The organism is Rhodobacter flavimaris, assembly GCF_021378075.1.
Taxonomy (GTDB): Bacteria; Pseudomonadota; Alphaproteobacteria; order Rhodobacterales; family Rhodobacteraceae; genus Rhodobacter; species Rhodobacter flavimaris.
The window spans coordinates 1-12,202 of record NZ_JAJUOS010000001.1 but is presented as its reverse complement, the minus strand read 5'-3'; the positions used below and the strand labels follow the sequence as shown (position 1 = coordinate 12,202).

The 12,202-nt window shown below is 65.0% G+C and carries 12 protein-coding genes; 3 read left to right on the top strand and 9 right to left on the bottom strand.

What is annotated here, in order from left to right; translation table 11 throughout:
* Position 1: 1 nt before the first annotated feature.
* The 6 genes from LZA78_RS00060 to mgtE form a co-directional block, all read right to left on the bottom strand.
* Positions 2-166, bottom strand: a complete 165-nt coding sequence (locus LZA78_RS00060; RefSeq protein WP_233674916.1) for a hypothetical protein — start codon at positions 164-166, stop codon at positions 2-4.
* Between the two features lie 84 nt (positions 167-250).
* Positions 251-991, bottom strand: coding sequence for a YebC/PmpR family DNA-binding transcriptional regulator (locus LZA78_RS00055; RefSeq protein WP_233674915.1), 741 nt, complete (start codon positions 989-991; stop codon positions 251-253).
* A gap of 78 nt (positions 992-1,069) precedes the next feature.
* Complete coding sequence (locus LZA78_RS00050; RefSeq protein ID WP_233674914.1) at positions 1,070-2,848, bottom strand: SLC13 family permease; 1,779 nt, start codon at positions 2,846-2,848, stop codon at positions 1,070-1,072.
* 82 nt (positions 2,849-2,930) lie between these two features.
* Positions 2,931-3,746 carry a TIGR00282 family metallophosphoesterase gene (locus tag LZA78_RS00045; protein WP_233674913.1) on the bottom strand — a complete coding sequence of 272 codons (816 nt, stop codon included), beginning with the start codon at positions 3,744-3,746 and terminating at the stop codon, positions 2,931-2,933.
* Between the two features lie 111 nt (positions 3,747-3,857).
* Positions 3,858-4,412: a 5-formyltetrahydrofolate cyclo-ligase gene (locus LZA78_RS00040; protein ID WP_233674912.1), complete on the bottom strand. Its 555-nt coding sequence runs from the start codon at positions 4,410-4,412 to the stop codon at positions 3,858-3,860.
* Positions 4,409-5,794, bottom strand: a complete 1,386-nt coding sequence (mgtE, locus tag LZA78_RS00035; RefSeq protein WP_233674911.1) for a magnesium transporter — start codon at positions 5,792-5,794, stop codon at positions 4,409-4,411. The genes LZA78_RS00040 and mgtE overlap by 4 nt, the downstream gene beginning before the upstream one ends.
* A 137-nt stretch (positions 5,795-5,931) precedes the next feature.
* On the opposite strand from mgtE, the gene guaD reads away from it, so the two are divergent.
* Positions 5,932-7,212 (top strand): guanine deaminase, encoded by a 1,281-nt coding sequence (gene guaD / locus LZA78_RS00030; protein WP_233674910.1) that lies wholly within the window; start codon positions 5,932-5,934, stop codon positions 7,210-7,212.
* On the opposite strand, the gene LZA78_RS00025 is transcribed toward guaD, so the two are convergent.
* The 3 genes from LZA78_RS00025 to LZA78_RS00015 form a co-directional block, all read right to left on the bottom strand.
* Positions 7,209-8,546, bottom strand: a complete 1,338-nt coding sequence (locus tag LZA78_RS00025; protein WP_233674909.1) for an 8-oxoguanine deaminase — start codon at positions 8,544-8,546, stop codon at positions 7,209-7,211. The two genes, guaD and LZA78_RS00025, sit on opposite strands and share 4 nt — an antisense overlap.
* Before the next feature lie 76 nt (positions 8,547-8,622).
* Positions 8,623-9,444, bottom strand: coding sequence for a histidinol-phosphatase (gene hisN / locus LZA78_RS00020; protein WP_233674908.1), 822 nt, complete (start codon positions 9,442-9,444; stop codon positions 8,623-8,625).
* Positions 9,445-9,529: 85 nt separating this feature from the next.
* Positions 9,530-9,892 carry a helix-turn-helix domain-containing protein gene (locus LZA78_RS00015; RefSeq protein WP_233674907.1) on the bottom strand — a complete coding sequence of 121 codons (363 nt, stop codon included), beginning with the start codon at positions 9,890-9,892 and terminating at the stop codon, positions 9,530-9,532.
* 354 nt (positions 9,893-10,246) lie between these two features.
* Here LZA78_RS00015 and LZA78_RS00010 point away from each other — a divergent pair, with 354 nt between their 5' ends.
* Together LZA78_RS00010 and LZA78_RS00005 are read left to right on the top strand one after the other, a co-directional pair.
* Positions 10,247-11,206, top strand: coding sequence for an NADPH:quinone oxidoreductase family protein (locus LZA78_RS00010; protein WP_233674906.1), 960 nt, complete (start codon positions 10,247-10,249; stop codon positions 11,204-11,206).
* A 106-nt stretch (positions 11,207-11,312) separates the two neighbouring features.
* Positions 11,313-12,086: a Bax inhibitor-1/YccA family protein gene (locus tag LZA78_RS00005; protein ID WP_233674905.1), complete on the top strand. Its 774-nt coding sequence runs from the start codon at positions 11,313-11,315 to the stop codon at positions 12,084-12,086.
* The last annotated feature ends 116 nt before the right edge of the window (positions 12,087-12,202 follow it).

Genomic DNA, 12,202 nt, shown 5'->3' with positions numbered 1-12,202 from the left:
CTTACTTGGCCTTGCGCGCCTCGGCGGCGGCTTTCATGCGGGCCAGCAGTTCGGCCTTGGTCTCGGTCTTGCCGAAGGGGTTCTTGTCCGAGCCCTTGGCATTGTGTTCGGAATGGCGCGGCGTGTTCTTGCCCTGCTTGGCGCCACCGGATTTGCTGTAATCCATCGTCTTTCACTTTCGGTTCGGGGAACATCCCCATGAACGGCAAAGGGGCGCCCGTAGGCGCCCCGTCATTGGCTACGCGCGGGCTTAAAGCTGCGCCGCGACATCCTCGGGGACGTCGAAATTATGCGTCACGGTCTGCACGTCGTCATCTTCTTCCAGCGCGTCGATCAGCTTCATCAGCTTTTGCGCTGTTTCCAGATCGACCTCGGTGCTGACCTGCGGCTTCCAGATCAGCTTCGACTCGGTCGATTCGCCAAGCGCCTGTTCGAGCGCCTCGGAAACCTCGCTGAGGTTTTCGACCTGGCAATAGATCCAGTGGCCCTCTTCATCCGACTCGACATCGTCCGCGCCCGCTTCCAGCGCGGCCATCATGACGGTGTCGGCATCGCCTGCCGTGGCGGGGTAGGAAATCTCACCCACGCGGTCGAAGCCGTGGCTGACCGAGCCGGTCTGACCAAGGTTGCCGCCCGACTTAGTGAAGTAGCTGCGCACGTTCGAGGCGGTGCGGTTGAGGTTGTCGGTCATGCACTCGACGATAATCGCGATGCCGTTGGGGCCGTAGCCCTCATAGCGGATCTCGGTGTAGTCTGCCGCATCGCCCATCTGCGACTTCTTGATGGCGCGGTCGATCACGTCCTTGGGCATCGACTGCGACTTGGCGGCCTTCACCGCCAAACGCAGACGCGGGTTCTTGTCGGGATCGGGATCACCCATCTTCGCGGCGACGGTGATTTCCTTCGCCAGTTTCGAGAACATTTTCGAGCGGATAGCATCCTGCTTGCCCTTGCGGTGCTGGATGTTTGCCCATTTGGAATGGCCTGCCATGACCTTCTCCGTCGGAATACCTGTGAATTCCGGGCCTCTATAGTCCAGCCCGGGGTGTGCCTGCAAGTCGGGCGGTGCTTATAGCGGCCAGATCAGCGGGATCATCAGGCAGGCAACGATCCCCGTGACAATATCAAGCGGGATCCCAAGCCGCAGAAAGTCCGAGAAACGGTAGCCGCCGGGGCCATAGACCATCATATGCGTCTGGTAGCCGATGGGCGTGGCAAAGGCGACCGAGGCCGCGAACATCACCGCCACCGCGAAGGGCCGCGGGTCAAGCCCAAGCGCCAGCGCCAGCTTGATCGCGATCGGCGCGTAGATCACCGCCACCGCGTTGTTCGAGAGGAACTCGGTCAGGATCAGCCCGAGGAAATAGACGGCAAACAGCGCCGTCATCGGGTGCAACTCTGCCAGGAAGGGCGCCACCGCATCGACCAGCATCTTGACCGAGCCCGAGGCGTCCAGCGCCTCGCCCACGACCAGCATCGAAAAGATCATCGCCAGAAGCCGCCCATCGATGAAGCTGAAGGCCTCGTCTGCGTCGATGCAGCCGGTTACCAGGATCACCGCCACCGCCACCATCGCCAGCGACATGATCGGCGCCACGTTGAAGGCCGAAAGCGCCACGACGGCGGCCAGCGCCCCGACCGCAATCGGCATATGCGAGCGGCGGAAAGCGCGCACGGTGGGCTTGGAGACATCGACAAGGTCCATGTCGGCGGCAAGGCGGCCAATATCCTCGGGCGCGCCTTCCAGCAGCAGCGTATCGCCCACCACGACGACCAGATCGTCAAGCTGGCGCCCGATATTCTGATTGCGGCGGTGCGCGGCCAGCACATAAACACCATAGCGGCGACGCAGGCGCAGCTCGCCCAAGCTGCGCCCGATCATCCGGCAACCGGGTGAGATCAGCACCTCAACCGTCTCGGTCTGAACCGAGCTGAGCTTGTCGACCAGCCGCAGGTCGGTGTTTTGCTGCATCGAGAGAAGCTCGCTCATCTCGGTGCGCAGAACGACCCGGTCGCCGGCCTGCAAGACCGCGTTGGCCAGATCGCGCCGCAGTGAGGCATCGCCGCGCAGCACGTCGACGACGCGCACGCCCTCGCGCTTGAACACATCGACATTCAGCACCGGGCTGCCGATCAGACCCGAGTTCTCGGGGATCGCGACCTCGGTGAAATATTTCATCTTCGGGCGCTGGCCGAGCATGAAGGACATCGAATGCCGCTCGGGCACCAGCTTCTTGGCGAACAGCGCCATGAAGATCGAGCCCGCCAGAGCCACGACCAGGCCAAGCGGCAGGATCTCGAAGATCGAGAAGGGCTCCAGCCCATCCTTGCGCACCACGCCATCGACAAGGATGTTGGTCGATGTGCCGATCAGCGTCAGCATTCCACCCATCACGGTGAAATAGCTCAGCGGCATCAGGAAACGCGAGGGCGAGGCACCCAGCTTGCGCGCCACCTGGATGAAGACCGGGATCATCACCGCCACGACGGGGGTGTTGTTCATGACACCCGAGGCGAACATGGTCAGCGCGAACAGCATCACCACCGTCACCACCGGCCGGGCCGAGATATGCGCCTCGGCATAGCGCGTCATGGCGTCAAGCGCGCCCGTGCGCACCAGCGCGCCCATGATCAGGAACATGAAGGCGATCGTCCAGGGTGCCGAGTTCGACAGCATCCCCACCGCGTCATCATAGGGCACCAGCCCCAGCACCAGCATCGTCGCGGCGCCGCCCATGGCCACGACCTCGGGCGGGAACCTCTCGCGCAGGAACATCACGAACATGCCCAGAACGATGACCAGCGCGGCGACCGCGGTGCCAGTCTCGGAAAACGGGAGTTCGATCATGATGCCTCGTCAAGCCGGTTGCTCGGGCCGATATTAGCTGCTCGCTGCGCCCGCACAAGCGCGCTGTCGTCGAAGACGACGCTCAGACCGGCGCGGACTGGGGCAAGCGCCCACCCACGCGCACCATCTGACAATGCTTCGCGCGGCCGGTGCCGTCGTCGGTCTCAACGTAAAACCCGCTCAGGCTGGCCTCGCCATTGGCGGGCGTGAACCGCTCCTTCGCCATGCCGGTGATGAAACGGCGCATCGGCTCGGCCTTCTCCATCCCGATGACGGAATGATAATCGCCACACATGCCCGCATCGGTCAGATAGGCCGTGCCACCCGGCAACACCATCGCATCGGCGGTCGGCACATGGGTATGCGTGCCCACCACGACCGAGGCCCGCCCATCGCACCAATGCCCCATGGCCATCTTCTCGCTCGTTGCCTCGCAATGCACATCCAGCACGATCGCCTGCGCGAGCCCCCCAAGCGGGTGCGCCCGCAGCACCGAATCGACCGCCGAGAAAGGATCGTCGAAGGGCCGCTTCATGAAGACCTGCCCCAGCACCTGCGCCACCAGCACCTTGCGCCCGCGCCGGTCCTCGAACAGCCGCGCCCCGCGCCCCGGCGCCTCTTTCGCGTAATTTAGTGGCCGGATGATCCGCGGCTCGCCCTCGATGGCGCGCATCATGTCCTTCTGATCGAAGGCATGATCGCCAAGCGTCAACACATCCGCCCCCGCATCCAGCAGAAGCTTCGCATGGTCCCCCGTCAGGCCCATCCCGCCCGAGGCATTCTCGCCGTTCACCACGACGAAATCGAGACCCCAGTCCGCGCGCAGCTTCGGCAACCGTTCGACCACCGCCGCACGCCCCGCACGCCCCATCACATCGCCAAGAAAGAGTATTTTCATGGCCCATTCCCTAGCCCCGGCGCCCCAAAAGCGCAAACCCTTTCCCTTTCGGCTTTGCGCAAATATCCCGCGGGGGTCCGGGGGCGCGAAGCCCCCGGCGACTGGCCAGCCTCAAGGCGCGGGCGCCAGAATTCCAGCCTCGGTCACGATCAGATCAAGCGGCTGATCGGTCGGCTCGATCGGCACCTCAGCCACTTCCTGCGCGGCATAGGCATAGCCGATGGCGATCACCGGGCCCGAGGCGCGCAGCATCTCCAGCGTTCGGTCATAGAACCCGCCACCATAGCCCAGCCGATACCCGCGCTGATCGAAGGCCAGCATCGGCACGATCAGGATGCGCGGCACGATCGGATCGGCAGCCTCGGGGATCAGCGCACCAAACTCGCCCGCGACCATGGCACAGCCCGGCGTCCAGCGATGAAACACCAAGGGCCGCCCCGGCCCCTGAATGACCGGCACCCCGACCGGGCCGGTATGTCGGGCCATCACCGGCAGCGGGTCGATCTCGGTGCGGATCGGCATGTAGCCTGCAAGCGGGGCCGAGCCGCAGCCGGCCAGCACTTCGGCCAAGATCTCGGGCGCGCGGCCCGGCCCTTCGGCATTGGCGGCCTTGCGCGCGGCGAATGCGGCGCGGCGCGCCTCGGCTTTCTGCTCGGTCAGGCTCACAGCAACATCACTCCGGCAAGGCCTAGGAAGGCGAAAAAGCCCACCACATCGGTCACGGTGGTCACGAAGGTTCCCGAGGCCAGCGCAGGGTCCGCACCCAGCTTCTCAAGCGCCAGCGGCACCAGAATGCCCGCAACCGCAGCGACAAACAGGTTGATCACCATCGCCGCGCCGATCACGAGGCCCAGACTGGCGGTGTCAAACCACACCCAGGCAACGAACCCCATTACCACGGCAAAGGCGAGACCGTTGAACAAGCCCACGAAAGCCTCGCGTCGCACGACGCGCCACACGTTGCTTTCGGTCAGGTTCTTCGTGGCCAGCGCGCGCACCGCCACGGTCAGCGTCTGCGTGCCCGCATTGCCGCCCATCGAGGCTACGATGGGCATCAGCACCGCCAGCGCTACCAGCCGCTCGATCGTGCCCTCGAACACCGCGATCACGCCCGAGGCCAGGATCGCCGTCAGCAGGTTCACGAACAGCCACGGCAGGCGCTGGCGCACTGTCTCGATCACGGTATCCGAGATCGCACTCTCGTCGCCCACACCGGCCAGACGCAGGATGTCTTCCTCGTGCTCTTCGTCCAGAACGGCCATGGCGTCGTCGATGGTGATCACGCCCACAAGGCGGTCATCGTCATCCACGACCGGGGCCGAGATCAGGTGATACTGGTTGAAGGCATAGGCAACGTCGCCCTCTTCCTGCCAGGCCGAGATGGTGCGGAAGCTGTCCTCGGTAATCTCCTTCAGCGCCAGATCGCGCTTCGAGGCCAAAAGTTTGCCCAGCGTCACATAACCGATCGGATGGTGGCCCGGATCGACAAGGATGACGTGATAGAACTGGTCTGGCAGGTCTTCCTCGCGGCGCAGGAAGTCGATGGTCTCGCCCACCGTCCAGAATTCGGGCGCGGTCACGACCTCACGCTGCATCAGACGGCCGGCCGAATATTCCGGGTAGGTCAGCGATTGCTCGACCGCGGCACGGTCGGTTTCGTCGAGAACCTTGAGGATCTCTTCCTGCTGCGGCTCTTCGAGGTCTTCGATCAGGTCAACGACGTCATCCGAATCAAGCTCGCGGACCGCCTCGGCCAGAACGTCCTTGGGCAGCGCCTCGATGACCTCTTCACGGATCGACTCGTCGATCTCGGTCAGGATCTCGCCGTCCATCTCGCGCCCGTAAAGACGCACGATGGCGCGGCGCTCGGCCCCGCCGACCTGTTCGAGAAGGTCGGCGATGTCGGCGGCGTGCAGGGGCTCCATAAGCGCGGTGAGGCGTTCGGCATCGCCCGCCTCGGCAGCTTCGAGGATCAGATCGACGAGATCGCCGTCCAGACGATAGTCTTCCTCTTCGCGTTCGTGCTCTTCGGCCCGTTCTTCCGCCATGCCACCCCCTGCAATTTGCGCGCACCATAGCGAAGGCGGAGCGCGCGCAACAGGGGGAGGCGCGGAAAAACCCGCCGCGCGCAGGCGATTGCCGCGCCCCGGGCAAACCCCTAGCATGGCCCCAAACGGAGGCGCGAATGACCGAACTGCTGCTGGGACAGGTGATCCATTTCTCGGGCGACCCACTGCGGGACGGCCCCGAGGTCGCGCATCACATCGCGCAGGGTGGCGTCTTGGTCGCCGATGGCCGGATCGTGGCACTGGGCGAGGCGGCCGCGATGCGCGCGGCCTATCCGCAGGCGCAGGTGCATGACTACGGCGCCGGACTGATCTCGGCCGGGTTCATCGACGCCCATGTGCATTACCCGCAGACCGCGATCATCGCGAGCTGGGGCAAGCGCCTGATCGACTGGCTGAACGCCTATACCTTCCCCGAAGAGATGCGCTTCGGCGATCCGACCTATGCCGCGCGGGTGGCCGACACCTACCTTGACCTCGCGCTGGATCACGGCACGACCTCGATGTGCAGCTATTGCACCATCCATCCCGAAAGCGTGGACGCCTTTTTCACCGCCGCCGAGGCGCGCGGGATGCGCGCCTTCGCGGGCAAGACCTGCATGGATCGTAACGCCCCCGAGGGGCTGCGCGACACCCCTGCCCGCGCCTATGACTTCTCGAAGGCGCTGCTGGAACGCTGGCATGACCGCGCGCGCCTCTCCTATGTCATCACGCCGCGCTTCTCGCCCACTTCGACGCCCGCGCAGCTTGAGGCCCTCGGCGCGCTTTGGGCCGAGCATCCCGACTGCCTGATGCAGACCCACCTGAGCGAGCAGGTGGACGAGATCGCATGGGTCAAGGGCCTCTTCCCCGAGGCGCGCGACTATCTCGACACCTACGAGGCGTTCGGCCTTTTGGGTCCGAACGGACTGTACGGCCACGCGATCCACCTGGAATCGCGCGAGATCGACCGGCTGACCGAGGTGGGGGCCGCGCTGGTGCATTGTCCGACCTCGAACACCTTTATCGGCTCGGGGCTCTTTGACATGGCCCACCTTGCGCCGCGCCTGCGAGTGGGGCTGGCAACCGATACCGGGGGCGGGTCGAACTTCTCGATGCTGCGCACCATGGCCGCCGCCTATGAGATCGCGCAGCTGCGCCACAACCCGCTGCACCCCGCGCAGCTGTGGTGGCTGGCGACCGGCGCCTCGGCCAAGGCGCTGCGGGTGGGCGACCGGATCGGCAATATTGCACCGGGTATGGAAGCCGACCTGATCGTGCTCGACCTCGCCTCGACCCCGGTGATCGCGCAGCGCAGCACCCGTGCCGACAGCTTCTGGGAGGCGCTTTTCCCCACGATCATGATGGGCGACGACCGCGCCATCTCCAGCGTCTGGGTGAACGGCAAAAAGCTGCGTTAACCGGCCAGCTGGCGCGCAAGGCGGTTCTGGGTCTCGATCACGCGGGGCAGGTCGATGGTGATGATCTGCCCGTCGCGCACCACCTGCCGCCCCTCGACAAACAGATGCCGCACGCGCGGCGGCCCGGCCAGCAAAAGCGCCGCGACCGGATCCCAGGCCCCGGCAGACTCCAGCCCCGAGACATCCCAGATCGCGACATCGGCGCGCTTTCCCACCTCAAGACTGCCGCAATCGGACCGCCCAAGCACCTGCGCCCCGCCAAGCGTCGCAATCTCCAGCGCCTCGCGCACACTCATTGCATCGGCGCCATTCTGCACGCGCTGCAACAACATCGCCTGCCGCGCCTCGGCAATCAGGCTGCCCGCGTCGTTCGAGGCCGACCCGTCCACCCCAAGCGCCACCTTCACGCCCGCATCCCGCATCGCGCGGACCGGTGCGATCCCAGACCCAAGACGACAGTTCGAGCAGGGGCAATGCGCGACGCCCGTGCGGCTGCGCGCAAACAGGTCGATCTCAGCCCCATCCAGCTTGACGCAATGCGCGTGCCATACGTCAGCCCCGGTCCAACCCAGGTCCTCGGCATATTGCCCCGGCCGACAGCCGAACTGCGCCAGCGAATAGGCGATATCCTCGTCATTCTCGGCCAGATGGGTGTGCAGCATCACGCCCTTGTCGCGCGCCAGATCAGCCGCATCCTTCATCAACCCGCGCGACACGGAAAAGGGCGAGCACGGCGCCACGCCAACCCGGCACATCGACCCTTCCGAGGCATCGTGGAAGCCGTCGATCACCCGGATGCAGTCGTTCAGAATATTAGCCTCGCGCTCGACGAGGCTGTCGGGCGGCAATCCCCCCGCGCTCTCGCCAATACTCATCGCCCCGCGCGTCGGGTGAAAGCGCAGCCCGATCTCGCCCGCCGCATGAATTGTATCTTCGAGCCGCGCACCGTTCGGGTAAAGATAGAGGTGGTCCGAACTCAGTGTGCAGCCCGTCAGCGCCAGCTCTGCCAGACCGATCAAGGCCGAGACCCGGATCTCCTCGGGCCCCATCTTCGCCCAGATCGGGTAAAGCGTCTTGAGCCAGCCAAAGAGCAGCGCATCCTGCCCGCCCGGCACCGCGCGCGTCAGGGTCTGGTAAAGATGGTGATGCGTGTTCACCAGCCCCGGCGTCACCACGCAACCGCGCGCCAACAACACCTCGCCCGAGCTTGCCAGCCCCATGCCCACGGCCGCGATCACCCCGTCGCGGATCAGCACATCCGCCCCGGCCAGCTCACGCCGCGCGCCGTCCATCGTCACCACGACCTCGGCACCCCGGATCAGAACCTCGCGCATGACCGCCCCTTCTCCTTGTCGAAATACCTCGGGGGTGAGGCCGCAAGGCCGAGGGGGCAGCGCCCCCTGTCCCCGCTCAGCCGTTCAGAACCGCCATGGCAGCGGCATGCAGCTCGGCATTCGCCGCTGCCAGAACCTGACCGCCCGCCCAGGCAGGCCCGCCCTGCCAGTTGGTGACGATCCCGCCCGCCGCCTCGATCACCGCGATCGGCGCCTGCACATCGTAGGGTTGCAAACCGGCTTCGACGACCAGATCGATCTGCCCCGCCGCGATCAGCGCATAGGCGTAGCAATCCGTGCCATAACGGGTCAGCCGCACCTGCCGGGATAGCTGCGCGAACGCTGCTCCCTCCTCGGCTGTGCCCACCTCGGGGAAGGTCGAAAACAGCGTCGCCTGCGAAAGCGCGCGCGTTGCCCGCGCCTTCAGCGCGCGCTCGCCCATCGGGCCGACACTTTGCGCCAACCCGAGCCCGCCAATGAACCGCTCACCGATATAGGGCTGGTCGATCACCCCCAGCAGCGGAGCCTTGGGGGCGCCCTCGCCCTCTTCGGCAAGCGCGATCAGCACCCCCCAGGTCGGCGTGCCTGACATATAGCCGCGCGTCCCGTCGATCGGATCGAGCACCCAGGTCAGGCCCGAGCGCCCCCGCTCGATCCCGAACTCCTCGCCATAGATGCCATCCTGCGGACGGCGGCGCACCAGGATCTCGCGCATCGCGGCCTCGGCGGCGCGGTCGGCCACGGTGACCGGATCGAACCGCGCGACCTCTTTGTTTTCCGCGTCCAGACCGCCATCGGTGCGGAAGTGGCACAACGTCTCAACCCGCGCAACATCCGCCAATTCCTGCGCAATTTCGATAACTTCGGCCTTTTCCGCCGCGCTCAGGTTCCGGCTCATCGCATCCTCCGGGTTCGGAAATGAATAAAGGGAGCGGTAACCGCCCCCTTCATACGGGTCAAGCACCCGTCGATACTCGTAATGTTCAGGCCGCGTCCGAAAGCACCTTGGCCAACTCGAACAGCCGACGCCGCTGCGCCTCGGGGATCGCGTAATAGGACCGCACAAGCGCCAGCGCCTCCTTATCGGCAAGAATATCGCCCGAGACTTCACGCGCCGGAGCGGCCTCACCGGAAAGCCCCTCGAAGAAGAAGGAAATCGGAACCTCGACCGCATCGGCGATGTCCCAAAGACGCGACGCCGAGACCCGGTTCATACCGGTTTCATATTTCTGGATCTGCTGAAACTTGATGCCGACCTTGTCGGCCAATTGTTGCTGCGTCATGCCGATCATCCAGCGACGATGACGGATGCGCTTCCCCACGTGGACATCTACGGGATGTTTCATAAAAATCGTCCTCAAACCACCAACTGGCCTCAAGCTAACACGCGCATGACGGGAATTTCCGTTCGAAATGCACCAACCTGTCTAAAAAGACAGGCCGAACGGTAGCCCGCATTCCGTGAAATCCGCGAAATGCGGAAAAATCGCCTCTCGCGACCAGAGAGAGACTGTCCAAATCGATACTCGCGCGCTGCGTGTGTTCGATTTTGCACCAAATTTCGCGAATCAGATACCTCTTCCTGACAGAAAATAACGTCATGGTTGATTTGCTCTTTACGGCGGCCGACGGGCTGGCCCGCGGCCGGGCAAGCCGCTAAGGTCGCGCCCGAACGGTCCACCTACCCTACAGGAGCCCCGATGCGCGCCTACCAGCTCACCACTACCGGAAGCACTCCTGGTCTTGTCGATCTGAACCTGCCCGCACCGGGCCCCGGCGAGGTGCAGGTGCGCATCGCCGCCTGCGGGCTGAACTTCGCCGATCTGCTGATGATCGAGGGCAAGTATCAGGACACGCCAGAGGCGCCCTTCGTCATGGGGATGGAACTGGCGGGCACAGTTGTGGCCGTCGGGCCAAGCACCTCGACGCCGGTCGGGACGCGGGTCGCGGTCTTCTCGGGTCAGGGCGGGCTGGCCGAGGCGGGCAATTTCGCCGAGGTGCGCTGCACCCCCCTGCCCGACGCGATGGGCTTTGACGAGGCGGCCGCCTTCCAGATCGCTTATGGAACATCTCATGTGGCGCTCGGGCCGCGCGGAAGGCTGGCGGCGGGCGAGACGCTTGTTGTCCTTGGCGCTGCGGGCGGCGTGGGGCTGACGGCGGTCGAGATCGGCAAGCGGATGGGCGCGCGCGTGATCGCCTGCGCGCGCGGCGCCGACAAGCTGGAAATCGCGCGCGAGGCGGGTGCCGATGTGCTGATCGACAGCGAGACGCCGGACCTCAAGGCCGCACTGAAAGCGGTGGGTGGCGCGGATGTCGTCTATGATGCGATTGGCGGCGAGGCTGGTGAGGCCGCGTTCGGCGCGCTCAAGCCCGGCGGGCGTTACCTGGTGATCGGCTTTGCCAGCGGCGGACAGCCGAAGCTGCGGCTCAACCACGCGCTGGTGAAAAACCTTGAAATCCATGGGCTTTACTGGGGCGGATACCTCAAGACGGACCCGGCCGTGCTGACCGGCTCTATGCGCACGCTGTTTCACTGGTTCGCCGAGGGCGGATTGCGCCCCCATATCTCGGCCCGGCTGCCGCTGGAGCGAACCGCCGAGGCGCTGGAAATGCTGCGTTCGCGGCGTTCGACCGGCAAGGTCGTGGTCAGGATGGATTGAGTGCGATTTTCGGGGCACAAGTTCTTGAAAGCCAAGCGCGTTGCCCCAATATTCGAACGGAAAGCGGCGTCAGGGCGCCGTGAAAGGGACATGCACGGAGGTATGAATGGCTGAGTTCCAAACCATGCGCGCTGGCGCCGGAACGCGCGCTCAACTGATCGACGAGGGCCTGCGCGCCCATATGAACAAGGTCTATGGCCTGATGTCGGTGGGCATGCTGATCACCGGCGCGGTGGCCTGGATGCTAGCCAACATGGCGATGACGACCGATCCTTCGGCTGCCGCGATGCAGATCGGCGCGTCGAAATACCTTACCGCGTTCGGCGTCACGCTGTATACGACCCCGCTCAAGTGGGTGCTGATGTTCGCGCCGCTGATCGTGGTCTTCGCCTTCTCGGCGACGCTGCACAAGATGCAGACCTCGACCGCGCAGCTGGTGTTCTGGGCCTACGCTGCGCTGATGGGCGCCTCGCTGTCGTCGATCTTTGTCGTCTTCACCGGCGTGTCGATCGCGCAGACCTTCCTCGTGACCGCCATCGCCTTCGCGAGCCTGTCGCTTTACGGCTACACGACCAAGCGTAACCTGTCGGCTTTCGGCTCGTTCCTGATGATGGGTCTGGTGGGTCTGATCGTGGCCTCGATCGTGAACATCTTCCTCGCCTCCTCGGCGCTGCAATTCGCGATCTCGGTAATCGGCGTGCTGCTGTTCTCGGGCCTCACCGCCTATGACACGCAGAACATCAAGAACACCTACCTGCAACTGGCGCAGTCGGACAGCGACTTCCTTGGCAAGGCCGCGATCCTGGGTGCGCTGCAGCTCTATCTCGACTTCATCAACCTGTTCATGTTCCTGCTCCAGTTCCTCGGCAACCGCGAGTAACCGGCCAGAGCAACCGAAAAAGGAAAAGCCCCGCGCATCGCGCGGGGCTTTTTCGTTGCGCCCCGCTTGCGGGGCGCCCGGGGGCGCGGGGGGCGCCGGGGCATCCGCCCCGGCGC

Coding starts and splice junctions, on each gene's coding strand:
- LZA78_RS00060 (WP_233674916.1), bottom strand. CDS start 166: ATGGATTACAGCAAATCCGGTGGCGCCAAGCAGGGCAAGAACACGCCG.
- LZA78_RS00055 (WP_233674915.1), bottom strand. CDS start 991: ATGGCAGGCCATTCCAAATGGGCAAACATCCAGCACCGCAAGGGCAAG.
- LZA78_RS00050 (WP_233674914.1), bottom strand. CDS start 2,848: ATGATCGAACTCCCGTTTTCCGAGACTGGCACCGCGGTCGCCGCGCTG.
- LZA78_RS00045 (WP_233674913.1), bottom strand. CDS start 3,746: ATGAAAATACTCTTTCTTGGCGATGTGATGGGGCGTGCGGGGCGTGCG.
- mgtE (WP_233674911.1), bottom strand. CDS start 5,794: ATGGCGGAAGAACGGGCCGAAGAGCACGAACGCGAAGAGGAAGACTAT.
- guaD (WP_233674910.1), top strand. CDS start 5,932: ATGACCGAACTGCTGCTGGGACAGGTGATCCATTTCTCGGGCGACCCA.
- LZA78_RS00025 (WP_233674909.1), bottom strand. CDS start 8,546: ATGCGCGAGGTTCTGATCCGGGGTGCCGAGGTCGTGGTGACGATGGAC.
- hisN (WP_233674908.1), bottom strand. CDS start 9,444: ATGAGCCGGAACCTGAGCGCGGCGGAAAAGGCCGAAGTTATCGAAATT.
- LZA78_RS00015 (WP_233674907.1), bottom strand. CDS start 9,892: ATGAAACATCCCGTAGATGTCCACGTGGGGAAGCGCATCCGTCATCGT.
- LZA78_RS00010 (WP_233674906.1), top strand. CDS start 10,247: ATGCGCGCCTACCAGCTCACCACTACCGGAAGCACTCCTGGTCTTGTC.
- LZA78_RS00005 (WP_233674905.1), top strand. CDS start 11,313: ATGGCTGAGTTCCAAACCATGCGCGCTGGCGCCGGAACGCGCGCTCAA.